Here is a 22,842-nt window from a genome sequence, read left to right on the forward strand (position 1 = left end):
ACCACCATGGGACCGGCCGGCCGCGCCGGGGCGGTCGCGACGGGGTCCGCGGCCGGCAGCGCCCGGCCGAGCCAGGCGGCCGGCGTGCCCGCCGCCGTCACGAGAAGGAGCGTCAGGGCGAGGACGCGCGCCCGCGACTGGCCGGCCGCCGCCAGCAGGGCCCCTGCCGCCAGCACCATCCCGGCCAGCGTGAGGTAGGGCAGGTACAGGGCGAGCTCCCCGGCCCCGGCTCGAAGCGGGACGTGGACGCCGAAGATCCAGCGGACGGCGCAGGCGGCCGCCACCCCGCCCAGCATCGCGCCCAGCCCCGCCCCGGGCGTGACGTGCGCCCTGCGGGCCACGCAGCCGAGCCCGTAGACGGCGGCCATCGCCAGGTACGGGCATGCGGCCTGGAGGAAGTCCCCCTGGGCGAGGTACGGGTCGCCGACCAGCAGCACCGCGCCCAGCCCCGCCGCGCCCATGCCGAGCGCCAGCACGACCGGCGGGCGTCCCAGCAGCCGGGGCCGCCTGACGAGCCCGAGCACGCCGCTCCAGGTGATCGCCCCGCACAGCAGGCACAGCGCGGTGACCCCGGCCAGCGACGACAGCGGCGCCTCGGCCATGGCCCCCGCTCCGGTCAGCCCGGCCCAGGACGCCCGTACGAACGCCAGCGGCTGGACGGCCGTCCCTTGCCAGGCGTCGTCCAGGAGCGCGACCTGCGCCGCGAGCGCGCACGCCGTGAGCCCGAGCGCGACGGTGGCGCGGCGCGGCAGCGACAACCACTTGACCGCCTCGACCACCACGACGGCCAGCAGCCCGGCCGCCAGCAGCGGCACGTACACGGCCTTGGCCCCGGCCAGGGCGGCGAGCAGCACCGCGAAGATCAGCCACGTGCCGCGCCCCGGCGGCCGGTCGCCGAACAGGTCGAGCAGCAGCACCACGAGCGGCGCGAACAGCAGCGCGCCGAAGGTCTGCGCCGGCGCGGCCCACTCCTGCGGCGGGGTCCAGGCGAGGACGCCGGCGGCGGTCCCCGCGTACAGGACGGGCGGCGCCACGAACACCGCGGCGGCCACGGCGGTCAACGCCTGGCGGCGTGAGCCGGTGAAGCGGCGGCCCGCCATGGCGAGCAGCACCACGAGCGCGGCCAGCATGGGCAGCGCGGCCAGCCGGAGGAGCAGCACGGACGGCGCCACGCCGGTGATCCAGCTCGCGGCGGCGAGGTGGGCGTGGACGAACCAGTCGTGGCCGAACGGCCCGCCGTCCGGCCCGTGGCTCATGAGCCGGTTCACCATGTCGAGGTGCGGCAGAGCGGCGGCCGGCGGCGCGGCGAGCGGGTGTCCGGCGAAGTAGCCGGCCCCGGTCCACAGGGTCAGGCAGATCACGCCGAGCGCGAGGCCCCACGACCACCACAGCGGGGCGCGGGCCCGGCGCGTGCTCCGGCAGTGGGCGCGCAGCCGCGGCACGGCGGCGAACAGCGCGTACGTGCCCATCGGCCAGGCGGCCACGAGCAGCGGTGTCCCCATCGCGCGGGCGGGCAGGTAGCAGAGGACCTCGGCGGCGTACCCGAGGGCCAGGCCCAGGGCCAGCTCCTCGGGCAGGGTGTGCGGGCGGCGGCAGAGCACGCGCACCCAGAGCACGCCGGGCAGGGTCAGGCCGAGACCGGCGTAGACGGTGAAGACGGCCAGGTCGGCGAAGGCGACGCCGTAGAACCCGAGGACCGCCCCGACGCAACCGGCCACGGCCAGCGCCGGTAGCCAGCCGGCGGGCCGCAGCGGGGGCGGGGCCGTGGGGGGCGAGCCCTCCGTGAGGGGCTCGGGGGCGAGGGGCGCTGTACGCGGAAAGGGTGGAGCTTCGGCCATGCGGGAAAGCCTGGCGACGTCGCGGGCTCCCCGATGCCGGAAAGCCCGCCCGCGGCGATGTTCTTGCCAATCCTTGGCGGTTTCGGGGAGCCCGGCGACGCCGTGTGAAGGGGGTCGTGCGTCAGGTGTCCAGTGCCGCCGCGATCGCGCGCAGGCCGTGGTCCAGCTCGGCCTCGGTGATGTTGAGCGCCGGTCGCAGCCGTACCGAGCGCGGCCCGCACGCCAGCACCAGCACCCCCTGGTCCTCACGCAACCGGGTCACCAGGGCGTCCCTGCTCTCGCGGTCCGGCAGGTCGAAGGCGCACATGAGGCCGCGCCCGCGCACGCTGGACAGCACCTCGGGCCGTTCGGCCTGCAACTTGGTCAGGCGTTCGACCACCAGCGCGCCCAGCCGGGCGGCCCGCGGGATCAGGCCGTCCCGTTCGATGATCTCCAGCAGGGCGCGGGAGCGGACCATGTCCACCAGCCCCCCTCCCCACGTGGAGTTGATCCGGCCGCTGACCTGGAAGACGTTGTCCGGCACCAGGTCCACCCTGCGGCCCGCCATGATGCCGCCCACCTGGACCTTCTTGGCGAAGGCCACGATGTCCGGCGCGAGGCCGAGCTGCTGGTAGGCCCACGGCGTCCCGGTGGTGCCGCCGCCGGTCTGCACCTCGTCCAGCACGAACAGCGCGTCGTGCTCGTGGCACAGGCGCTGCATGGCCTGCAGGAACTCGGGGCGCATGTGGTTGTCGCCGCCCTCGCCCTGGATCGGCTCGGCGATGAAGCAGGCGATGTCGTGCGGGTGCCGTTCGAAGGCGGCCCGCGCCTGCTCCAGCGCCCGCGCCTCGGCCGCCTCGACGTCGCCGAGGTGGGCGGCCGGCACGTCGACGCGGGGCCAGCCGAACTTCGGGAAGCGGTCGGTCTTGCCCGGCTCGGTGTTGGTCAGGCTGAGGGTGTAGCCGCTGCGGCCGTGGAAGGCCCGGGTCAGGTGGAGCACCTGGGTTCCGAGGTCGGGCGAGCGGCCGGCGGCCTCGTTGCGGCGGCTCTTCCAGTCGAAGGCCGTCTTCAGCGCGTTCTCGACGGCGAGCGCGCCGCCCTCCACGAAGAACAGGTGGGGCAGCTCGGGGTCCCCGAGCACGCGCATGAACGTCTCGACGAAGTCCGCGAGCTGCTCGGTGTACATGTCGGGGTTGGCCGGCTTGTTGCGCGCGACCCTGCCGAGCAGTTCGGCGCTCTCGGCGTCGAACGGCGGGTTCACACCCAGCGGCGCGGAGGCGAAGAACGTGTAGAAGTCCAGGTAGCGGCGGCCGTCGCGCGCGTCCACGAGCCAGGAGCCCTGGCTGCGGTCGAGGTCGAGCACGAGATGGTAGCCGTCGACGAGTAGATGGCGGGCGAGACGGGCGTGTACGTCCATGGCTCCTCCACGACGAAGCGACAGGGACATACTTGCCCGCCCTTACCCCCATTCATCCGGAAAATTTCTGGACATCTAAGCCGTTGCCGGAAGTTTCTTCACCCGGAACGAGAGGACGATCATCGTGATGCCGTAGATGAGGGCGAAGATGCCGACCAGCCAGATGAGGGTGATGAGCCCGGCGCCCGGCCAGACCAGCAGCAGGATGCCGAAGATCACCGACAGCACGCCGCCGATGATGAGCATCCACTCGTTCTCGATGACCTTGCGCATCTGGACGCCCGCCACGATCTCCGACACGCCGCTGAAGATGGCCCAGAACGCCACGACGTAGAGCAGGGCCAGCGACGTGATGCCCGGCCACACGAAGGCCACGATGCCGGCCAGCACGCCGAGGACGCCGGAGATGATGAGCCAGGCCCGCGAGCCGCTCTCGTGCCGGACGCCGGCGACGATCGAGAAGATGCCGTTCACGAGGGCGTAGGCGCCGAAGAAGATCACCAGTACCAGCAGCGTGATGGCGGGCCAGATGAGCGCGAGGACGCCGAAGATGATGGCCACAATGCCCCGAATGAGGATGAGCCACCAGATGCGCGCGAGTTGGTCCATATTGGTCTGATCTCCAGATGAACCCCGAGAGCAGACCACCGGGCGGTCAAAAGTCGGCGATCCACTCTCGCGCGCGGGTTCACATGTGGGAGTAGACGACGATCGACACCGCGACGTACTGCACCAGGTAGGCGGCGATGGTGCAGGCGTGGAAGATCTCGTGGAAGCCGAACCAGCGCGGCGACGGGTCGGGGCGGCGCAGGCCGTACACGACGGCCCCGGCGCTGTAGAGGACGCCGCCGACCGCGACCAGCACCACGGCGGCCACCCCCGCGCCCTTCAGGAGCTGCGGCATCACGAAGATCGCCGTCCAGCCGAGGGCGAGGTAGAGAGCGGTGTAGAGCCAGCGCGGCGCGCCGATCCAGCACACCCGGAACACCACGCCCGTCAGCGCGCCGCCCCAGATGACCGACAGCACGGCGATCCGCGCGGCCCCGGTGAGCGCGAGCAGCGCGAACGGCGTGTACGTGCCCGCGATGATCAGGTAGATGTTGGCGTGGTCGAAGCGGCGCAGCACCTCGGCCAGGCGCGGCCCGAGCGTGCCGCGATGGTAGGTGGCCGAGATGCCGAACAGCAGGCCTGAGGTGATGGCGTAGATCGCCGAGGCCAGGCGCGCCTGGAGGGTGGGGCCGAGGGCCACGAGCGCGAACCCGGCGACCAGCGTCACCGGCAGGGCTCCGGTGTGCAACCAGCCACGCAGTCGGGGCTTCATGGTGACGGTCGTCATGAAACCTACGGTACCGTAGGTACGATAAATCGTTACCTATGGCGGTCCGCTGAACGCGGCCCGCCAGAGGTCATGAGCCAAGGGCACCCTGAGCTAGAGCCCGTTGAGGAAGCGGGCGGCGATCGGCAGCGCCGCCGTCCGGCCCGCTCCCCCGTGCCGGACGAAGACGCAGAAGGCCAGGTCGTCGCGGTAGCCGATGAACCAGCCGTGGTCGGCGCCGTCCGGCGTCTCGGCCGTCCCGGTCTTGCCGGCCACCCCCGCGGGGAGCCCCGCCTGGCTCGCCGTCCCGTGGTCCACGACGGCCGCCATCATGCCGCGCAGCGCTTCGACGACGCCCTGGTCCGGCTCGACCGGCTCGGGCTGCGGCCCGTCGACGCGCCGCGCCTCCTTCTCGGGCAGCAGGCGCGGCGAGCGCCAGGTGCCGCTCTGCACCGCGGCGGCGACCGCGGCCATGCAGAGCGGGGTGGCCTGCACCGTGCCCTGCCCAATCGCGTCGGCGCCCAGGACGTCCTCGTCCTCCGGCTCCTCCATCGTGCCGCAGGTGCCGCCGACGCCCGTGGGCAGCGCGCGGCCGAACCCCCACTCCCCCGCCGCGTCCCGCAGCTCGCCCGGCCCGAGACGGGTCGTGGCCTGCTCGACGAACGTGGTGTTGCACGACAGGGCGAAGGCGTCGGCGAAGGTGACGGTGCCGTGGTCCTGGAGGCCCGCGTTCTGGAAGGCGCGGTGGAAGGGGATCTGGTAGTCGCCGGGGCAGGGCAGCTCCGCCGCGGGGTCGAGCCCCGCGCCGAGCAGGGCCGCCGCGGTGATCGTCTTGAACGTCGAGCCGGGCGGATACAGGGTGTCGAAGGCGCTCTGGCCGTCCGCCAGGCGGTCGGCCACCGCGACCACCTCGCCGCTGCTCGGCCGCAACGCGACCACCGCCGCGTCCTCCACGCCGTCCAGCGCCCGGGCCGCCGCCGCCTGCACCGGCCGCGACAGGGTGGTCCGCTGCCTTCCCGGATCGAGCGCCTTCGTCAGCAGCCGCTGCTCCGGCTTCCCCGGCGCTGTCGCCACCAGCGCCCGGCCTCCTGCGGCGCCCGCGAACTCCGCCGCGAGCCGGTCGAGATAGGCGTCGGCGTAGCTGTCGTGCGGGATCCGGTCGCCCTCGCTGGTCAGCATCTCCACCCTCGCCAGTGGCAGGTCCACGATCTCCAGGGCGCCGCCGCCGGCGAGCAGCGGGTGCAGCGTCTCGGGCGCCCACAGCACCTTCCACACCTTGTCCCGTACGGCCAGGCGCAGCGTGCCCGCGAACGGCCAGACCCCGAACTCGCGCAGCGTGCGGGTCCCGGTGAACGGCACCTCGGCGGTCCCCTCCCCCGTGCCCTTGACCGCCCCGGGCCGCAGTTCGATCTTCTCGACGTCCAGGTCCCTGGTGAGGGCGAGGTGGCGGGAGACGAAGTCGGACGGCGGCTGGTAGACCAGGCGGGCCATGCCGCGCACGTCCCCCGCCCGCCAGGCCCGGAAGTAGGAGTCGGCCGTCTCCCCGGCCGTGCCCCGCACCCGGCCCGCCGCGGCGACCGCGAAGCCGTACGCACCCAAAATCGCCAGAACCGCGACGACGAGCACGATCAGCCTTCTTCGTCGCATACGGTGTTCTCCCAGGGAGGCAGCAACGTGGCACGAGCACAGCGCGAACCGATGCCCGGCCTGTATCCGGTCACCTTCGGCGAGATCGAACTGCTGCGGGATCTGGACAGGCAGGACGGCTGGGTGCTGTCCAAGGATGGCGTACCGCAGTCCTATGTGGACCTACAAGACCCCACATATCTGGAATTCGAGTACGTACAGCTCATGGCGGACGTCATCGACGTCCTCCCCGAGGGGCCGCTGAGCTGTGTCCACGTGGGCGGCGGCGCCTGCACGATCCCCCGCTACGTCGCCACCACCCGGCCCGGCTCCCGCCACATCGTCGTCGAGCCCGACGGTCTGCTCGTCAACCTCATCCGCGAGCAGCTCGACCTGCGGTCGGTGCCGCGGCTGAAGGTGCTCGTCATGGACGGCCGGGAGGGCGCCGCCCGGGTCTGGGACGCCTCGGCCGACCTGGTCGTGCTCGACGCGTTCGCCGGGGCGACCATGCCGGTCGAGCTGGCCACGGCCGAGTACATGGGCGACCTCGCGCGGGTGCTGCGACCGTCCGGCACGCTGCTCGTCAACCTCGCCGACGGCAAGGGCCTGGCCTTCGCCCGGCGGCTCACGGCCACGGTCCAGGGCACGTTCGGCCACGTCGCCCTGCTCTCGGAGCCCGGCGTGCTGCGGGGGCGCCGCTTCGGCAACCTCATCCTGGCCGCCTCGCGTACGGCCCTGCTCGTGGACCTCCTCACGCGCCGCGCCGCCGGAGGGCTCACCCAGGCCCGGTGCCTGCACGGGGACGCGCTGACCCGCTTCGTCGCGGGGGCGGCCCCGATCCGGGACGGCGAGCCGGTGCTCGCCCCGGTCCCGCCCCCGGCCGTCTTCGGCTGATCCCCCGCCCCCGCTCATGTCCGGTCTGGTCACGCGCGCCCTGGTTCACGTCCGGCCTCGTCACGCGCGCCGGGAAGGCGGCGGCCAGTGGGGCTGCCGGGTTCGAGGGCGAGGGGTTCCCCGTGCGTCGCGCCCTGGCGGCCATCAAGCCCGCATACCTGGACCCGTTCGCGATGATGGACCAGACGGGCGAGGTCGACTACGCCGCCGGTGAGCCCAAGGGCACCCTGTGGCACCCGCACCGCGGCTTCGAGACCGTCACGTACATGATCGACGGCGTGATGGACCACCTCGACTCCAACGGCGGCGGCACGATCACCAACGGCGACACGCCGTGGATGACTGCCAGAAGAGGATCGATAAAACCGGACGAGGATCTGAACGGTCCGGCGCTCGCGGAGGTCTACGAACGGTGGGTCGCTGGCGAACCTCTTCGAGCCGTGGCAAAGGACATGGCCGATCGAGGCATTCGCGCACCCAACGGCGACATCCTCGACAACTCTCGATGGATCGTCATCATGGACTCCGGCTTCGCCGCCGGCCTCATCAGGAAGCGCAAGCCTGGAGTGAAGTCCAAGCGCTTCGACTCGTGGGACTGGTTCCCCGGCTCGCACAAGGCGCTGATTCCCGTCGGGCTGTGGGAAGCGTACAAATCCAAGCGGCTGGCCAGCCTCGGCTGAAACTGGGCTGATCCGAAGGCCAAGTATTCGCTGTCTGGCCTGATCACGTGCGGTCGCTGCCGAAAATGCAAGTGCGGGGCCACTGGGACGCCGCACAAGGCGGGTCAGGTCATGTTCCGGTGCCAGGGCCTCGTCACGAAGCACTGCAAGGGAGTCTCCAGTGGGCTGCACCTCGGCGAGACCGCCGTCCTTGAGTGGATCGACAAGAAGGCACTCAACCTGGACGAGGCCGAGGAAGAGGCTTCACCGAGGATCCTGTTGAACCTCTTCTTGAGCACGTCCCGGCCGGCCACGCGTGATCAGCGCTCTGCCGGGCGCGACAGAGGGGCACCCGGCAGAGCGGCCGCCTGAGGCAGGCGGCGGAACGGAGTGAGCCCGGCGGGCGGGTCAGCCCAGGGTGAGGCAGGCCACGCGCTCGCCGGCCTCGCCGGCCTTCGGTCCGCTGCTGGTCGTCGACTTGGCGTGGATGACCAGCGAGTGCGGCCTCCGGCCCGGGGCGAACGTCCACGAGTTGCGCGCGGTGGCGCGCCCGGCGCCGGAGGCGTCGGTGGTGAAGTCGAGCCAGACCTCGTTGGCGGCGCTGGCCTCGCCCTTCTCGTGCTGGTAGTGCGGGCCGGAGTCGTCGGGCTTGGGACCGCACGGCTTGGTGTGCAGGTGGGCGCCGTAGGGGCGGTCGGGCAGCAGGCCCTCGACGACGAGCGACGACAGCGTCTGGCCGCTGGACGACTCGACGGTGATGCTGGCCCGCGCCCCCTCCGGCGCCAGCTTGCGGGCGTAGACCACGGCCCGCTTGCCGTCCGCCGTGAAGTCGCCGCTGGCCGACAGGGAGCCGGACTGGGCCTTCGCGGCGCCCTGGGCGCCGGGCGTGGGCTCCGGAGACGGCGTGTGGGCGGCCGCCTCCTGGGCCGGAGTGTCCTGCGTCTGGGCGGTGCCGGCCTGACCGGCCGTGGTGGGCGCACAGCCTGCCGCCAGCACGGCGAACAGCACTATGGGTACGGGCATGCGCATGGAAAACCCCCGGGGTGGTGACAAAGGATCGCGTCACGAGCGGGTACGGCCGGCTCGTGGAGGGCCACCACTCTAGCGGGTGACCGCGCGACTACGCACCGTGTTCGGCGACGATCCCGTCGATGAGGGCGGCCAGCCGGAAGTCCATCTCGGTCAGGTGTCCCTTGTCGTGCGTGGTGAGCGCGAGGTGCAGTTTGCGCCACCTGATGTCGATGTCGGGGTGGTGGTTCAGCTCCTCGGCCTTGACCGCGATCGCGTCCACGATCCGGATGGCCGTGGGAAAGTCGGGCGCGGTGACCGTACGGCGGATCTCCTCGCCCTCACGGCGCCACGCGGGCACCTCGGCGAGCTTCTTCTCGACGTCCATGGAGGTCACGTTACTTCAGCGCCCCGGCGCCGAGCCCGGACTGGATCTGGCGCTGGAAGATGACGTAGACGACGAGCACCGGCAGGATCGCCATGCAGACCGCGGCGAACAGCCCGGGCCAGTCGGCCTCGTAGCCGGCCAGGGTGGAGATGTTGGCGATGCCCTGGGTGATCACCCAGTCCTCCTGGTCGCGGGCGAGCAGCACGAGGGGCAGCAGGTACTGGTTCCACTGGCCGAGCACGTTGAAGATAGTGATGCTGATCAGGCCGGGCTTGGCCATGGGCAGCATGATCTGGAAGAACGTGCGGGTATGGGAGGCGCCGTCGATGCGGGCCGCCTCCGCCACGCTCTCGGGCAGCGTACGGAAGAACGCCGCCAGGAAGAAGATCGTGAACGGCAGCGAGTACGCGATGTAGACCAGGACGACGCCGGTGTGCGTGTACAGCAGGCCGACCCGTTCGACCACGAAGAACAGCGGCCCGAGCGCCAGGAACACGGGGAACGCCATGCCGGCCGTGAAGTAGTAGTAGACCATCCGGCTGCCCGGGAAGCGGTAGCGCGCGAGCACGTACGCGGCCATCGACCCGAAGATCATCGTGCCGAACGTGCTGGATGACACGACGAGGACGGTGTTGACCAGGTACAGCCCGACGTGTGCCTTGCTCCAGGCCCGCCCCCACGCGTCGAGCCGCAGCTCGCCGGGCAGCAGGAGCGCGTCGCCGAAGATCTCGGTGTTGCTCTTGAACGACGCCAGGAACGTCCACAGCAGCGGCGCGATGATCAGCAGCGCCCAGACGGCCAGCGCGGCGTGCGACAGCCCGTTCAGCACACCCGGACGCGGCCGACCGGCGGGGACGTTCCGGGAGGGCCGGACCGGGCGGACGGAGTCGAGGGAGTCCGGTGTCACGTCAGAGGTCGATCCTCTCCCGCCGGGTGGTGCGCAGGGTCAGCACCGCGAACGTCACGGTCAGGAAGAACAGCGCCACGCCCATGGCGGACGCGTACCCCACCTTGGAGTAGGAGAAGGCGTTCTTCCAGATCTCGATGGGCAGCACGGTCGTGGCGCCGTCGGGTTCACCCTTGTCCCCCGCCAGCACCTGGATCAGCGCGAACCCGTCGAAGGCCGCGATGCCCAGGTACACCCACCCCACCTGCACGGTGTCGCGCAGCAGCGGAAGGGTGATGGAGAAGAACAGCCGGAACCGCCCGGCCCCGTCGAGCGCCGCCGCCTCGAAGTAGTCCTTCGGGATGGCCGCCATCCCGGCCGAGAACAGCACCACGTAGAACCCGACCGCCTGCCAGACCATCACCGCGATGATCGACCAGAGCGCGAGGTCCGGCTCGATCAGCCAGCCGACCGGCTCCATCCCGAGCCTGACCAGCGCGCCGTTGATCACGCCGCTCTCGTCCGGCCGGTAGACGGCCTTGAACAGCACCCCGACCACCGCGACGGCGAGCACCTGCGGGAAGAAGAACACGACGCGGTAGAAGGCCGAGCCCCGGACGCCGGCCATGCCCGGGCCGCGCGCGCCGCCGCCCAGGTTGAGCAGGAACGCGAAGAACAGCGCGATCACGATCGTCACGATCGGGAGCACCAGCAGCAGGATCCCGTGGTTGCGCAGGGCCCGCCAGAACACCTCGTCCCCGAGCAGGCGCCCGAAGTTGTCCAGCCCGACGTAGTCCAGCCGTGAGGAGATCCCCTTCCAGTCGGTCAGCGAGATCTGGAACGCCTGCGCGTACGGGCTGATGACGAAGACCGTGTAAAGGATCATCGGCACGGCGAGGAACCCGGCGACGAAGCCGTACGTGCGCCACCGCTCCATGGGCTACTCGCCCCGCGTCTGCTTGGGCACGGAGTCGTCCTTCTTGATGGCGTCCGCCTTGGCCTGCATGCGGGAGCAGAACTCGTCGGGGGTGATCCGGCCGGCCATGACCACGTTGATCTGCTCGGTGCCGTAGTCGAACAGCTCCTTGTACCAGCCCTCGAAGCGCGCGTCGGTGATGATGTTCTGTCCGGCGGCGTCCTGGGCCGCGGCCGCGCTGCGCAGGCCGGCCGGCAGGTCGAGCCCCTCGGCCGCGCCGTTGACCACCGTGAGGTTCTTGGTCTTCTCGGTGAAGCCGCGCGCGCCGTCCTTGGACAGCATGATCCGCAGGTATTCCAGGCCGCCCTGCGGGTTCTTGCCGCGGGCCGCGACGAAGAAGTTCTCGCCGACGCCGACCTGGATCGCGCCGTACGGCATCTTGTCGGCCGCCGTCACGTCCGGGATGGGGGCGATGGCGTACTCGAAGCCGGCGGGCTTGTCCTTCTCCATCTCGTTCTCGATCCAGGAGCCGACCGGGTAGAAGAGCAGCTTGTCCTGGAGGTGCTTGACCTGGGTCTGGGTGTGGTCGAGGCCGAAGTACGCCTTGTCGCCGTACCCGGCCTGGATGTCCGCCCATGCGGTGACGGCCTGCTTGACCGGCTCCGTCTTCCAGGCGCCGTCGACCAGGTTGTCGATGTCGATGACGGCCTGGTTGCCGCCGATCTTGGCGGCCGTGTAGAGGACGTTCCAGAGCTGGTAGTACGGCCCCTTCTGGCCCGGGTACGCGAAGAGCAGGATGCCCTCGGCCTTGGCCTTGTCGCCCAGGGCGGTGAACTCGGCCCAGGTCCTGGGGACCGTCCAGCCCTTGGCGGCGAAGAGCTTGGCGTTGTACCACAGGGCGCGGTGGGAGACCGTGTAGTTGAGGACGAGGTCCTTGCCGCCGATCTTGGCGTTGTCGAGGACGGCCGGGGTGACGACGTCGCGGATCTTCTTGGCCGGGTCGTCGATCGACGGGGCGTCGAACAGGGCCGTCAGGTCGGCCAGGTGCCCCTGCTCGGCCAGCGCCACGAGGTCGAGCGCCTCGGGGCCGGAGTTGTTGACCACGTCGGGCACGTCGCCGCTGACGAACAGCGGGCGGAGCTGGGTGCCGATCTGCTGGGTGGCGTTGTGCTCGACGGCCGCGCCGGGGAACTCCTTCTTGTACAGCGCCTCGTGGATCTCCTTGGCGTACGCGTCGCCGTACCCGCCGCTGAAGATCGTGACCTTCAGCGGCTTCTTGGCGTCCACCCCGAACGGGTTGCGGGGGTCGGCCGAACCGGCGGCGGAGGTGACGGGCGCGGCCGGCTCCTCGCCGCCTCCGGTGGCGCAGCCGCCCAGCAGGCCCGCTCCGGGCCCCACGACCAGCGCGGTCATGCCGATGCGCCGGATGAGCTGCCTTCGGGTGATCTCTCCGGGATGGGTCATGGGGGCTCCTGACGGCAGTATTAGGAAAGTTTCCTAACGTTGCCCGAAGGTACGAACGGCCGCCGAGCTGCGTCAAGGGGGCCCGGACGAGACGTGACCTCGCCGTGACCCCCACGCCGCCGGCCTCCGCGCCCAGAAGTTCGACCGGATGACCCGGATGACCCGGATGACCCGGATGACAGCATCGTCCACCCCGGGCGGCGAGGGCAAGAGCCGCGGGCCCCGCCCCGGCCCGGTCAGCCGAGGTGCGCGCGGGTCTCGGCGAAGGCCCGGTCCGTCCCTTCGAGGGCGCGGGCCACGTCCTCCTCCGTGTGCGCCGCCGACATGAACCAGTTGTGCCACGGGTGGATGTAGACCCCGTGCCGCAGGCAGGCGTCGCTCCAGTACAGGGCCGTGGACAGGTCCGCGTCGCCGTCGAAGCTGAGCCACGGGATCGTGACCGGGCCCGTCTGGTTCACGGTGAAGCCGTGCGTCTTCGCCTGCGCGTACAGGCCCTCGCGCAGCTGTGCGCCGGCGCGCTCCATCGCGGCGATGCCGTCCTCGTCGCGCAGCGTCTCGATCGTCGCCTTGGCCGCCGCCATCGCCACCGCCGAGAACCAGAACGAGCCCGTCGAGTACAGGGTCTGGGCCGCGCCACGCAACGCGTCGGTGCCGGTCACGGCGGCGATCGGGTAGCCGTTGGCCATGGCCTTGGACCACGCCGTCAGGTCCGGGCGCACCCCGTACGGCTCCCACGAGCCGCGCAGGTCGATCCGGAAGCCCGCCCGCACGTCGTCGATCACCAGCGCGGCGCCGAGCCGGTCGGCCAGCGCCCGCGCGCCCCTGGCGAAGGCCGGCTCCACCAGTTCCTGATCCTCGAACGAGTCGTGCTTGAACGGCGTCACGATGATCGCCGCCACGTCCCCCTCGACGGTCGCCGCCGCGGCCTCCAGCGACTCCAGCGAGTTGTAGGCGAACTCCACCAGGTCGGCCCGCTCGTTCGGCGTGGTGCCCGCGGGCGACGGCGTGCACCACGGGTCGGCGCCGTGGTAGGCGCCGTGGGCCATGAGCACCTTCGTGCGGCCGGTCGCCGCGCGGGCCACCATGAGCGCCTGGGTGGTGGCGTCGGTGCCGTTCTTGGAGAACATCGCCCAGTCCGCGCTGGGGATCAGGTCCACCAGGAGCTCGGCCAGCTCCACCATGACGGGGCCCGGGCCGTTCAGGCAGTCGCCCTGGGCGAGCTGCCGGGCCGCGGCCTCCTCGACGCGGGGGTGCCGGTGGCCCAGCACGACGGGGCCCCAGCTGCACATGAAGTCGATGTACTCGCGGCCGTCGACGTCCCACTGCCGGCAGCCCTCGCCCCGCTCGAAGAACTGCGGGTAGCCGGGGGCGAAGATGGCGGCGTTGAGATGGCCGTACATGCCGCCGGGGACGACTTTCGCGGCCCGCGCGCGCAGCTCGGCGTCTTTCATGGAATCTCCTTGGCGTGGAGGCCCCGGGCTTCCGGGCTCTCGGGTGGCCGGGTCCCCGGGCGGTCAGGTCAGCAGGGCGAGGGTGGAGTCCAGGTCCGTGATGCCGGCGTCGGAGCCGAGGCCGGTAGCGACGCGGGCGGCGGCGGCCGTGCCCCAACGGGCGGCCTCCAGGACGTCCCGGCCGTGCAGCAGGCCGGTGATGAAGCCGGCGCAGTACGCGTCGCCGCACCCGGTCGTGTCGGAGACCTCCACCTTCAGGGCCGGCAGGTGCTCGACGCCGTCGGCGGTGGCGACCAGGCTGCCGTCGCCGCCGAGCGTGACCAGTACGCCGCGGGGCCCCTCGGCGAGCAGCGCCAGGGCCGCCTCCGCCACGTCACCGCCGTCCCCGCCGTCGCCTCGTTCCCCGCGCTCGCCGCCGAGTCCCGTCATGAGCAGCGCCTGGGACGCGTTGGGCAGCACGTAGTCCACGTGGGGCAGGAACGTCCGGGCCATGCCCAGCAGGTCGGGCATCTCCGACAGCAGGTCCATCGTCACGATGGTCCCACCCTCCCGGAGCGCGTCGAGCAGCGCGAAGAAGTCGGGGTCACCCAGCCCGAACGTCACGTCCACGCCGCCCAGGTGGACGGCCCGCGCCCCGCGCAGCACCTCCACGTCGAGGTCGGCGAGCGTCACGCCCAGGTTGGCGCCGGGCACGTGGAAGCTCGGGCGCCCGCCGTCCGGCCGGATCGGCAGGATCGACGCGGCCGTCTGCTCCCCCGCCTTCCGCACCAGCCGGGAGGCGTCGACGCCCCGCTTGGCCAGGACCGCCAGCAGGAAGTCGCCGAGCTCGTCGTCGCCGACGGCGCCCAGGGTGACGACGTCGTTGCCCAGCTTGACCAGGTCCACGGCGGTGCCGGCCGCGGCGCCCGCGGCGGTCAGGCGGATCTGGTCGACCAGCACGGTGTCCTGGCCCTCGGGGATGCGCTCGACGGGCCTGGCGAGGATGTCGACGATGTGGACGCCGACGGTGGCGACGGTCATGGTCTAAATAGACAGACGTCCGAATAAAAAGTCAATATGCTGGGGAACGGTACGACGGACGAAGGGGACGACACCTTGCCGAAGATCGTTGACCACGACGAGCGCCGGCGCGAACTGCTGTCGGCGGCCCGCCGCGTGATCGTCCGCGACGGCATCGACGCCGCCACCACCCGCGCCATCGCCAAGGAGGCGGGCTACTCCAACGGCGTGCTCGCCCACTACTTCGCCGACAAGGACGAGATCCTGCTGTCGGCGCTGAGCCAGTCCCACCAGCGCATCCGCGACCGCATCACCCGCAAGGTCGAGGGCGTCACGGGGCTCGCCGCGCTGCGCGAGGTGCTGCTCGACAACCTGCCGCTGGACGCCGAGCGCACCCAGGAGACGCGCCTCGAGGTCAGCTTCTGGAGCCGCAGCCTGGCCGCCGAGCAGCTGGCCGAGGTGCAGCGGGCCGAGGCCGGGGAGCTGCGCGCCGCCGTACGCGGCCTGCTCGCGCAGGCGCGCGAGGCGGGCGAGCTGACCACCGAGGACAACCTGGACGACGTCACGGAGCACCTGCTGGCGCTGGTGGACGGGCTGAGCCTGCACCTGCTCCTCTACCCGGGCCGCCTGACCCGGGTGGACCTCGAACGCCTCATGCTCGCCCACCTCGACCGCCTCTGACCCTCCGGTCCCGGGTCCGGGCGGGGCGATCACAGGTGGAGGGTAAAGGCGCCGAGCTCCTCCAGGCGGCGCAGGAACGGGACCGCCGGGAACGCCTCAGCCGTGCTGAGCACGCCGGCCTTGCTCGGCCCCTCGCCCCGCGCCAGCCGCACCGCCGCCTCGGCCGAGGCCAGCGCGCCGACCCACCAGATGTCCCGGCCGCGCACGTGGCCGTTGCGGCCGCCGCCTCCGGGGGCCGTGGCCTGCACCGCCACCGTGAACTCGGTGCGGGCGCGCTCCTCGGGCGTCGCGTCCTGGCTGGTGAAGATCTGCTCCTCCTCGAACGTGCTCGCCGTGAGCTGCGACTCCACCGACCGGGCCGGGACGTGCCGCGGGATCGTCACCACCTCCCCCGAGGGGAACGGCGCGATCATGGTGCGCGGCCCGACCGGCGGAGGGAAGGGGAAGACCGTGTTGCGGATCTCCACCGGTCCCACCCGCTGCCCGCCGTCCACGTACGTCACCCGGTCGATCTCGCCGATGAGGAGTTCGGCGGTCCGCACGGCCGCCGGCGTCATCCGCCAGCCCGTCACCGCGTAGCCCACGGTCAACCGGTCCACCCCTGCCATGCCCTCGGTCACCGCCGCGGCGAGCAGGTCCGCGATCCCCCCGTAGAAGCTGAGCTGCGGCACCATGACGACCCCGGCCCGCTCGGCGGCCGCCCCCATCGTGTCGAACAGCCTCTTCACCGGGTGCGGCTCCACGGCGTGGTCGACGTAGTGGCAGCGCCCGGCGACGGCCGCCTCCGCGACCGGCACGGCGGTGTCCGCGAACGGCCCGGCGCAGTGGACGACCACGGCGGACTCCTCCGCCAGCTCGCACAGCCCGTCGCGATCGTCCAGGGACACGGCTCTCGTGCGCACCCGGGCGGGTCCGTCCGCGGACCCGGTTCCCGCCCCGGGCCGGGCGGGATCGGCCGGCTCGGCCGGCTCGGCCAGCTCGGCCGCGAGGGCGTCCAGGGCGGCTCCGTCGCGGCCGGCGAGGACGACGCGCTCGCCGCGGGCCAGCAGCTCGGCGGCCACCAGGCGTCCGGTGTGGCCGTTGGCTCCGTAGATCGCGATGGTCGAAGCGTCCATGACGAGACCTCTTCCATACTCCGGGTATGTAACGACGACTCCCCGAACGTATGTTCGCGCCATATCTCCGTCAATGGCGTTGATGTATTTCGGACGACCGACTACATTGCCGCCCATGAGCCCCCGTGAGCAGCTGTGCGAGTACGGCAGGCGCGCCGTCGAGCTGGGCCTGGTGATCGGCACCTCGGGCAATTTGAGCGTCCGCGAGGGCGACCTGGTCGCCGTCACCCCTTCGGGCGTGGCGCTCGACCGGCTCACCCCCGAGATGTGCCCGGTCGTGGACATGGACGGCCACCTGGTCGAGGGCGACCTCCAGCCGTCGTCGGAGACCCCCATGCACCTGGCCGTGTACGCGAGCACGGCGGCGCAGGCGGTGGTCCACACGCACTCGGTGTTCGGCACGGTCGTGGCGACGACGATGACCGAGCTGCCGCCGATCCACTACAACACGCTGCTGCTCGGCGGCACGGTCCGCGTCGCCCCGTACGCCACGTACGGCACGCCGGAGCTGGCCGCGAACGTGCGCGAGGCGCTCGACGGTCGGCAGGCGGCGCTGATGGCCAACCACGGCGGGGTGACCATCGGCGCCACGCTGGAGCAGGCGTTCGAGGCGACGCGGTTGCTGGAGTGGCTGTGCGAGGTGTACGTGCGGGCGCTCGGGGTGGGACGGCCGGCCGTCCTCACGCCCGAGCAGCTCGACGCGGTCGTGGAGCGGGCGCTCAACCCGCCCCGCTTCCCGCGCCGCCCCGCCTGACCGCTGACCCGCGCGACTTGTGACCCGCGCGACTTGTGACCCGCGACTTGTGACCCGCCCGGCCTCAGCTCGGCGAGCCCCCGGTGACGGCCTTCTCCGCGAGCCCGAGGGGCATGCCGCCCGAGCCGGCGATCAGGTCGTGGAACTCCTTCGGCGACCCCGCGTACGACTGCCGGATGCGGTCGATCTCGATCGCGCCCGTCAGGTACGACGGCGCCTGCGTGGGCCAGGCGCAGTAGCGGCTGACCTCGCCCTGGGCCGTCCCCGGCGTGAGCGACGCCTTCGTCGACATGAACTCCTCGGCCTGCTCGACCGACATGTCGTCGCAGTGCAGCGCGGTGTCGACCACCATCCGGGCGGCCCGGAAGATGCGGCAGTCGAGGTGGGCCAGCTCGGTGGCGGGCGTGTCGAAGTAGCCCTCCTCGTGCAGCACCTTCTCCACGTACAGGGCCCAGCCCTCGGTGAAGTACGGCGTGCGGAACACCTTGCGCACCGTGCGCGGGTTGCCCGCCATGTGCGACAGGTGCCAGTGGTGGCCCGGATAGGCCTCGTGGACGGCGATCGAGGGCATCTGGGCCCGCGAGTTGGTGCGCAGCCGCTGCCGCACCTGCTCGTCGGTGAAGCCGTCCGGGGTGTACGGCACGAAGAACACGCCGGTGCGCGAGCTGGTCAGCGGCGGCGGGGCCAGGTAGTGGGCCACGGCGACGACGGGCCGGTTGTACTCGGCCGAGGGCAGGACCAGGCACTCCTCGCCCTCGGGGAACGTGACGAGGTCCCGCTCGCGGACGAACTCCCGGGCCCGGTGCGTCTCGGCCTCGTACTCGGCGCGCATGTCGGCCAGCGTCGGCGGGTGGTCGTCCATGAGCGACTCCATCGCGGCCCGCCAGTCGGTGGTGCCGTTGACGCCGCGTGCCACCTCGCGCATCCGCCCGTCGAGCTCCGCCCAGGCGGCCTTGCCCTTCTCGTGCAGCTCGGGCGCGCCGTAGCCGAGCATCTCGCGTTCGCGCAGCAGCGTGGAGTACAGGCGCTCGCCCATGCGCCAGGTGCCGCCGCACTCGAAGCCCTCCAGGAACGTGACGAGCTCGTCGAAGGCGTGGCCGGCGGGCTTGGCGGCCTCGGCGAGCCGGACCCGCGCGGCCTCGTCCGCGACCATGCCGGGCACGGTCTCGGTGAGGAACCTGCGGCCGGTGCGCGCCTGCCCCAGCGCGCGCTGCACCAGGAGGGGAGCGGCCAGGTCGGGGTCCAGGTTGGCGCGGCAGGCGGCGAGCACGGCGGGCACCTCGGCCAGCCGGGCGATCGCCGCGTCCACCATCTCGGGCTCGGGCTTGAGCCGCTGCTGGAACGGGGTGAAGAGGGAGATGAAGATCGGGTTCAGGTACGCGGCCGGCTCGCGGCGCCACTCCGGCCACGACTCGAGCGCGACCGCGCCCCTGAGCTGGGAGACGACGAGGTCCCGGTCGAGCTCGTCGTCGAGGGTGGCGGGCTCCGTCGCGGACAGCCGCTCCAGCCAGGCCTCGGTCTCGCGGGCGCGGGCGGTCCATGCCTCGGCGGAGAAGTCACCGAGCGTGTGGTCGTAGCCGTCGGCGCCGAGAACGCTGGCGATCACCGGACGGTCGGAAAAGTACCATTTGAGAAACTCGTCCACCGTCGCACAATATCCTGTAGAAATGCCGCTGCAGATCACCGGAGCGCTCGAGGATCCTGACCTTATCGGGCTTCCGTGGGACCTCCCGCTGGCCGACTGGCCCCAGCACCACCTCGTCGACCTCCCCCGGGGCATCTCCCGGCACGTCGTGCGCTTCGCCCGGCTCTCCGGCAAGGTGTACGCGATCAAGGAGATCAGCGAGCGGTACGCCCGCCGCGAGTACCAGCTCCTGTGGGACCTGGCCCGGCTGGACGCCCCCTCCGTGGAGCCGGTCGCCTACGTCACCGGCCGCGAGGAGGGCCTCGACGCCGCCCTGATCACCCGCCACCTGCAGTTCTCGCTCCCGTACCGGGCCGTCATGTCCGGCACGCTGCGGCCCGACACGCTGACCCGGCTGCTCGACGCGCTCGCCGTGCTCCTCGTGCGGCTGCACCTGAACGGGTTCTACTGGGGCGACTGCTCGCTGTCCAACACGCTGTTCCGCCGGGACGCCGGGGCGTTCGCCGCGTACCTGGTGGACGCCGAGACCGGCGAGATGCACCCGATGCTCAGCCAGGGGCAGCGGCTGGCCGACATCGACGTCGTCCACACCAACATCTTCGGCGAGATGCTGGACCTGGAGGCCGGCGGCCTGCTGCACCCGTCGGTCGACCCCATGGAGACCGCCGAGGACATCGTCACCCGCTACCACCGCCTGTGGGACGAGATCACCCAGGACGAGATCATCGAGGAGGTCGACTGGCACCGGGTGGAGCAGCGGATCCGGCGGCTGAACCTGCTCGGGTTCGACGTGGCCGAGATGATGGTGCGGCGCAAGGTCGGCACCGGCCGCCTGATCGTGCGCCCCAAGGTGGTCGACGCGGGCCACCACCAGCGGCGCCTGCTCCGCCTGACGGGCCTCGACGTGGAGGAGAACCAGGCGCGGCGGCTGCTCAACGACCTCGACGGCTTCCGCGTGGCCAAGGGCCTGCGCCACGAGGACGAGGCCATCGTGGCGCACCGGTGGCTGGCCGAGGTGTTCCAGCCGACGGTCGACGCGCTGCCGGCGGACCTGCGGGCCAAGCTGGACCCGGCCCAGGTCTTCCACGAGATCCTCGACCACCGGTGGTACCTGTCGGAGGCTGCGGGCGGTGACGTGGGCCTCGCGGCGGCCGTGAAGTCGTACATCGGCAACGTCCTCGTCCACAAGCCGGACGAGAAGGCCGTCCTTCCGGACGAGCCCCCGGAGGGGCTCGCGGACGATCTCGACGGGGAACTCGGCTGATCCTCTGACCTGCGGAAAGGCGAAGGATATTCGTCTAAGTCACCCTCAATACGGATAACTCGGAGAAAGCTGCGCCCCGGTGGGGTTTTTCTTCTTCCGCGCCGTATAGCTTTCGTACCGCTGCCATCCGGCTCCGCTCCGTGACACCCGTGCGCTCCTACGCTGTCCCAGTCTTCAAGACGGCGAGGGGAGGATCCGTGCTCGGACTGGACGACTGCCTGACCGAGGTCATGGCCATACCGGGGGCACTGGACGCCATGCTGCTGGACCAGACCAGCGGCATGGCGGTGGCCGCCAGCGGGGCGCCCACGGGCGTGGACACCGAGCGCTCCGCCGCCGCCCTGACCGAGACGCTGCGCGCCACCATGGACGGCCTGGCGCGCTCGTGTCCCGGCGACACCGTCCGCATCGACGACATGCTCGTCACCACGGACCGCGGCCACCACCTGCTCAGGCTCATGGAGACGGTGTTCGAGGGGCCGCTCGTCATCTACGTCCGCCTCGACCTGGAGCGCTCGAACCTGGCGCTCGCGCGCCACCGCCTGCGGGACATCTCCGGCCGGTTGCTGGCGTGACCGATGGCGACCCTCGACACGCTGCTGGCGAGTCTCACGAACGACCGCCCCACCGGCGCCCTGCGCGTCGGCCGAGTCGGCACCGTCTTCCTCGACGAGGGGCGGGTCACGTACATGGAGTGCGCCCAGACGCCCGGCGTCGAGCGGCTGCTGACCGCGCGCGGCCGGATGCCCGAGGCCGCGCTGCGCCGCATCCAGGCGGACGGCGGCTGCGAGCGCCTGCTCGCCGAAGGAGCCGTGACGCTCGGGGAGCTGCAGTTCTGCGTGCTGGGCGCCGTGCTGGACGCCGCGTTCTTCCTGCTGCCGGCCACGGGGACGCGGCCGAAGTTCCGGCCCGGCGAGCGGCACTGGCTGGGCGGGCGGTGGTACTTCGAGGTGTCGGGGCTCGTGCGGGAGTGCGCCCGCCGCCGGGCCCAGCTCGCCCGGATCTGGCCGTCCGCCGACGTGGACACCGCCCCGGTACGACCGGCGTCCCGGCTGTCCGGGCAGGGCGTGACGCTCACCGCCGTCCAGTGGGAGATCGTCACCCGCGCCGACGAGGAGGCGACGCCGCTCGACCTGGCGCGACGGCTGGGCCGGTCGGGGTACTCGGTGCTGCTGGCCGTACGGCGGCTGGCCGCGTCCGGCCTGCTCGCGCCCCCCGACCCCGCCGGCGCCTCGCCCGAGGCCGGCGGCGGGGGCGGGGGCGGGGCCACGCTGCCCAAGCGCGCACGCGGCGGCGGACGGCGGGCCCGCCCCTCCACCCAGACCCTGGATCCGGCGGATGCGCCGCCTCAGCCGCCGGATCCGGCCTTGTCGCCCGCGGACGCAGCCTCGCCCGTGGATGCAGCCCCGCCCGTGGATCCGGCCCGGCGCGCGAAACAGGCCCTGCCCGCGAATCAGGACCGCCCGCCCGCGCCCGGGCCGCTCGCGGCGCCGGCCGGACCGCCGCCCCTCCTCCCGGAGGCTGCCGACGCTGCGGATGCGGCGGACGCGGCGGGTGCGACGGGCCCGGCGGGCGCGCTCGACCCGTCCGGCCCGGCGCGATCCCTCGGCCCGGCCGTGACGGCGGACCCGAGGGACCTGGCCTTGCTCATGCGGCTGAAGAAGGCCCTGGAGGAGCTGGCATGAGGTTCCCCCCACTCACCGTCGTGAGACTGCCCTCGCTGAGAAGGAGGCCGCCGGTGGAGCTGCACGACGAGGTGCTCAAGGAGATGGTGCTCCTGCGGGAGCGCACCCCGGACATCAGCGGCAGCGTCGCCTGCACGGTCGACGGGCTCGCCGTCGCCTGCGACCCCACGGTCGGCGACGGCGAGCGGACGGCCGCGCTCACCGCCGCCCTGCTCGCGATGAGCAGGCGCATGCTCTCCATGTCCGGGAGGGGCGATCTGGAGGAGACGCTCATCTCGGGCACGGCCGGGTTCGCCGCGTTCTACGCCGCGGGCCCCACCATCGTCCTCACAGTCCTGGCCCAGCCCGGCACGAACCTCGGGCTGCTCCGGCTGGAGGGCCGCAAGACGGCGGCCGCCGTGGCCGCCATCGCAGCACGGATGCGATGACCGACCCCAGGGAAATCACCACAGAACGGAGAAGTGACATGGCCAGCATGGACGTCTCGCTCAAAGAGATGATGACGATCGACGGCGCCATCGGGGCGGCGGTCGTCGACCACGGCAGCGGCATGACGCTGGGCGCGCTCGGCGGCTCCAAGGACCTGGACCTCCAGGTCGCGGGCGCCGGCAACACCGAGGTGGTCAAGGCCAAGCTGCGCACGATGGACTCGCTCGGCCTCAAGGACGCGATCGAGGACATTCTCATCACGCTCGGCTCGCAGTACCACATCATCCGGCCCGTCAGCGGGCGCGGCGGCAAGGGCCTGTTCCTCTACCTCGCCCTGGACCGGGGTCGGGCCAACCTGGCGATGGCCAGGCACCAGCTGCGCTCCATCGAGGAGAAGCTGGACGTCTAGCCACGCGTGGCCGGACGTGC

At 72.0% G+C, this 22,842-nt stretch carries 23 protein-coding genes; 9 read left to right on the forward strand and 14 right to left on the reverse strand.

Going from position 1 to position 22,842, the window contains the following annotated elements:
* The 5 genes from AB0H81_RS10950 to AB0H81_RS10970 all read right to left on the reverse strand — a co-directional run.
* On the reverse strand, positions 1–1,838 hold a 1,838-nt coding region (locus AB0H81_RS10950), incomplete at its 3' end, for a hypothetical protein (RefSeq protein ID WP_358372320.1).
* A gap of 121 nt (positions 1,839–1,959) precedes the next feature.
* Positions 1,960–3,234: an L-lysine 6-transaminase gene (gene lat, locus AB0H81_RS10955; RefSeq protein WP_358372322.1), complete on the reverse strand. Its 1,275-nt coding sequence runs from the start codon at positions 3,232–3,234 to the stop codon at positions 1,960–1,962.
* Between the two features lie 75 nt (positions 3,235–3,309).
* Positions 3,310–3,843: an HdeD family acid-resistance protein gene (locus tag AB0H81_RS10960; protein ID WP_358372325.1), complete on the reverse strand. Its 534-nt coding sequence runs from the start codon at positions 3,841–3,843 to the stop codon at positions 3,310–3,312.
* Positions 3,844–3,922: 79 nt separating this feature from the next.
* On the reverse strand, positions 3,923–4,570 hold the full coding sequence (locus tag AB0H81_RS10965) for a hemolysin III family protein (protein WP_358372328.1): 648 nt from the start codon (positions 4,568–4,570) through the stop codon (positions 3,923–3,925).
* A 93-nt stretch (positions 4,571–4,663) separates the two neighbouring features.
* A complete protein-coding gene (locus AB0H81_RS10970; RefSeq protein ID WP_358372331.1) occupies positions 4,664–6,196 on the reverse strand; it encodes a penicillin-binding transpeptidase domain-containing protein in 1,533 nt (510 codons plus the stop codon).
* Between the two features lie 51 nt (positions 6,197–6,247).
* Here AB0H81_RS10970 and AB0H81_RS10975 point away from each other — a divergent pair, with 51 nt between their 5' ends.
* Positions 6,248–7,069 carry a fused MFS/spermidine synthase gene (locus AB0H81_RS10975; RefSeq protein WP_358372531.1) on the forward strand — a complete coding sequence of 274 codons (822 nt, stop codon included), beginning with the start codon at positions 6,248–6,250 and terminating at the stop codon, positions 7,067–7,069.
* Positions 7,070–7,191: 122 nt separating this feature from the next.
* Entirely contained in the window at positions 7,192–7,749 is a 558-nt protein-coding gene (locus tag AB0H81_RS10980) for a pirin family protein (RefSeq protein ID WP_358372334.1), read from the forward strand.
* Between the two features lie 387 nt (positions 7,750–8,136).
* Here AB0H81_RS10980 and AB0H81_RS10985 read toward each other — a convergent pair whose 3' ends face one another.
* The 7 genes from AB0H81_RS10985 to AB0H81_RS11015 form a co-directional block, all read right to left on the reverse strand.
* Positions 8,137–8,751 (reverse strand): superoxide dismutase family protein, encoded by a 615-nt coding sequence (locus tag AB0H81_RS10985; RefSeq protein ID WP_358372337.1) that lies wholly within the window; start codon positions 8,749–8,751, stop codon positions 8,137–8,139.
* 97 nt (positions 8,752–8,848) lie between these two features.
* A complete protein-coding gene (locus AB0H81_RS10990; protein ID WP_358372339.1) occupies positions 8,849–9,124 on the reverse strand; it encodes a 4a-hydroxytetrahydrobiopterin dehydratase in 276 nt (91 codons plus the stop codon).
* Between the two features lie 10 nt (positions 9,125–9,134).
* Positions 9,135–10,031 carry a carbohydrate ABC transporter permease gene (locus AB0H81_RS10995; RefSeq protein WP_358372342.1) on the reverse strand — a complete coding sequence of 299 codons (897 nt, stop codon included), beginning with the start codon at positions 10,029–10,031 and terminating at the stop codon, positions 9,135–9,137.
* Position 10,032: 1 nt separating this feature from the next.
* On the reverse strand, positions 10,033–10,947 hold the full coding sequence (locus AB0H81_RS11000) for a sugar ABC transporter permease (RefSeq protein ID WP_358372344.1): 915 nt from the start codon (positions 10,945–10,947) through the stop codon (positions 10,033–10,035).
* Between the two features lie 3 nt (positions 10,948–10,950).
* Complete coding sequence (gene ngcE, locus AB0H81_RS11005; protein ID WP_358372347.1) at positions 10,951–12,390, reverse strand: N-acetylglucosamine/diacetylchitobiose ABC transporter substrate-binding protein; 1,440 nt, start codon at positions 12,388–12,390, stop codon at positions 10,951–10,953.
* A 236-nt stretch (positions 12,391–12,626) separates the two neighbouring features.
* Positions 12,627–13,841 carry an aminotransferase class III-fold pyridoxal phosphate-dependent enzyme gene (locus AB0H81_RS11010; protein ID WP_358372350.1) on the reverse strand — a complete coding sequence of 405 codons (1,215 nt, stop codon included), beginning with the start codon at positions 13,839–13,841 and terminating at the stop codon, positions 12,627–12,629.
* 63 nt (positions 13,842–13,904) lie between these two features.
* Complete coding sequence (locus AB0H81_RS11015; protein WP_358372351.1) at positions 13,905–14,861, reverse strand: carbohydrate kinase family protein; 957 nt, start codon at positions 14,859–14,861, stop codon at positions 13,905–13,907.
* A gap of 75 nt (positions 14,862–14,936) precedes the next feature.
* Here AB0H81_RS11015 and AB0H81_RS11020 point away from each other — a divergent pair, with 75 nt between their 5' ends.
* Positions 14,937–15,521 (forward strand): TetR/AcrR family transcriptional regulator, encoded by a 585-nt coding sequence (locus AB0H81_RS11020; protein WP_358372354.1) that lies wholly within the window; start codon positions 14,937–14,939, stop codon positions 15,519–15,521.
* Between the two features lie 29 nt (positions 15,522–15,550).
* Here AB0H81_RS11020 and AB0H81_RS11025 read toward each other — a convergent pair whose 3' ends face one another.
* Entirely contained in the window at positions 15,551–16,636 is a 1,086-nt protein-coding gene (locus tag AB0H81_RS11025; protein WP_358372356.1) for a saccharopine dehydrogenase NADP-binding domain-containing protein, read from the reverse strand.
* A 115-nt stretch (positions 16,637–16,751) separates the two neighbouring features.
* Here AB0H81_RS11025 and AB0H81_RS11030 point away from each other — a divergent pair, with 115 nt between their 5' ends.
* Positions 16,752–17,390, forward strand: a complete 639-nt coding sequence (locus tag AB0H81_RS11030; protein WP_358372359.1) for a class II aldolase/adducin family protein — start codon at positions 16,752–16,754, stop codon at positions 17,388–17,390.
* Between the two features lie 64 nt (positions 17,391–17,454).
* On the opposite strand, the gene AB0H81_RS11035 is transcribed toward AB0H81_RS11030, so the two are convergent.
* The gene (locus tag AB0H81_RS11035; protein ID WP_358372361.1) at positions 17,455–19,035 is read right to left on the reverse strand and encodes a DUF885 domain-containing protein; all 1,581 of its coding nucleotides are present in this window, start codon (positions 19,033–19,035) and stop codon (positions 17,455–17,457) included.
* Between the two features lie 22 nt (positions 19,036–19,057).
* Here AB0H81_RS11035 and AB0H81_RS11040 point away from each other — a divergent pair, with 22 nt between their 5' ends.
* The 5 genes from AB0H81_RS11040 (at position 19,058) to AB0H81_RS11060 (ending at position 22,822) form a co-directional block, all read left to right on the forward strand.
* Positions 19,058–20,299, forward strand: coding sequence for a DUF4032 domain-containing protein (locus AB0H81_RS11040; protein ID WP_358372364.1), 1,242 nt, complete (start codon positions 19,058–19,060; stop codon positions 20,297–20,299).
* Positions 20,300–20,496: 197 nt separating this feature from the next.
* Positions 20,497–20,874: a roadblock/LC7 domain-containing protein gene (locus AB0H81_RS11045; protein WP_358372367.1), complete on the forward strand. Its 378-nt coding sequence runs from the start codon at positions 20,497–20,499 to the stop codon at positions 20,872–20,874.
* Positions 20,875–20,877: 3 nt separating this feature from the next.
* Positions 20,878–21,984 (forward strand): hypothetical protein, encoded by a 1,107-nt coding sequence (locus AB0H81_RS11050; RefSeq protein ID WP_358372368.1) that lies wholly within the window; start codon positions 20,878–20,880, stop codon positions 21,982–21,984.
* Positions 21,981–22,412 carry a roadblock/LC7 domain-containing protein gene (locus tag AB0H81_RS11055; RefSeq protein WP_358372371.1) on the forward strand — a complete coding sequence of 144 codons (432 nt, stop codon included), beginning with the start codon at positions 21,981–21,983 and terminating at the stop codon, positions 22,410–22,412. The genes AB0H81_RS11050 and AB0H81_RS11055 overlap by 4 nt, the downstream gene beginning before the upstream one ends.
* A gap of 38 nt (positions 22,413–22,450) precedes the next feature.
* Positions 22,451–22,822 (forward strand): hypothetical protein, encoded by a 372-nt coding sequence (locus tag AB0H81_RS11060; RefSeq protein WP_358372374.1) that lies wholly within the window; start codon positions 22,451–22,453, stop codon positions 22,820–22,822.
* The last annotated feature ends 20 nt before the right edge of the window (positions 22,823–22,842 follow it).

The organism is Nonomuraea sp. NPDC050691, assembly GCF_040654455.1.
Taxonomy (GTDB): domain Bacteria; phylum Actinomycetota; class Actinomycetes; order Streptosporangiales; family Streptosporangiaceae; genus Nonomuraea.

Bases quoted from the DNA above. Each gene is read 5' to 3' on its own strand.
- AB0H81_RS10970 (WP_358372331.1), bottom strand. From the start codon at position 6,196: ATGCGACGAAGAAGGCTGATCGTGCTCGTCGTCGCGGTTCTGGCGATT.
- lat (WP_358372322.1), bottom strand. From the start codon at position 3,234: ATGGACGTACACGCCCGTCTCGCCCGCCATCTACTCGTCGACGGCTAC.
- AB0H81_RS11040 (WP_358372364.1), top strand. From the start codon at position 19,058: ATGCCGCTGCAGATCACCGGAGCGCTCGAGGATCCTGACCTTATCGGG.
- AB0H81_RS11000 (WP_358372344.1), bottom strand. From the start codon at position 10,947: ATGGAGCGGTGGCGCACGTACGGCTTCGTCGCCGGGTTCCTCGCCGTG.
- AB0H81_RS11025 (WP_358372356.1), bottom strand. From the start codon at position 16,636: ATGGACGCTTCGACCATCGCGATCTACGGAGCCAACGGCCACACCGGA.
- AB0H81_RS11015 (WP_358372351.1), bottom strand. From the start codon at position 14,861: ATGACCGTCGCCACCGTCGGCGTCCACATCGTCGACATCCTCGCCAGG.
- AB0H81_RS11030 (WP_358372359.1), top strand. From the start codon at position 16,752: ATGAGCCCCCGTGAGCAGCTGTGCGAGTACGGCAGGCGCGCCGTCGAG.
- AB0H81_RS11055 (WP_358372371.1), top strand. From the start codon at position 21,981: ATGAGGTTCCCCCCACTCACCGTCGTGAGACTGCCCTCGCTGAGAAGG.
- AB0H81_RS10985 (WP_358372337.1), bottom strand. From the start codon at position 8,751: ATGCCCGTACCCATAGTGCTGTTCGCCGTGCTGGCGGCAGGCTGTGCG.
- AB0H81_RS10960 (WP_358372325.1), bottom strand. From the start codon at position 3,843: ATGGACCAACTCGCGCGCATCTGGTGGCTCATCCTCATTCGGGGCATT.
- AB0H81_RS11050 (WP_358372368.1), top strand. From the start codon at position 20,878: ATGGCGACCCTCGACACGCTGCTGGCGAGTCTCACGAACGACCGCCCC.
- AB0H81_RS11010 (WP_358372350.1), bottom strand. From the start codon at position 13,841: ATGAAAGACGCCGAGCTGCGCGCGCGGGCCGCGAAAGTCGTCCCCGGC.
- AB0H81_RS10990 (WP_358372339.1), bottom strand. From the start codon at position 9,124: ATGGACGTCGAGAAGAAGCTCGCCGAGGTGCCCGCGTGGCGCCGTGAG.
- AB0H81_RS11060 (WP_358372374.1), top strand. From the start codon at position 22,451: ATGGCCAGCATGGACGTCTCGCTCAAAGAGATGATGACGATCGACGGC.
- ngcE (WP_358372347.1), bottom strand. From the start codon at position 12,390: ATGACCCATCCCGGAGAGATCACCCGAAGGCAGCTCATCCGGCGCATC.
- AB0H81_RS10965 (WP_358372328.1), bottom strand. From the start codon at position 4,570: ATGACGACCGTCACCATGAAGCCCCGACTGCGTGGCTGGTTGCACACC.
- AB0H81_RS10975 (WP_358372531.1), top strand. From the start codon at position 6,248: ATGCCCGGCCTGTATCCGGTCACCTTCGGCGAGATCGAACTGCTGCGG.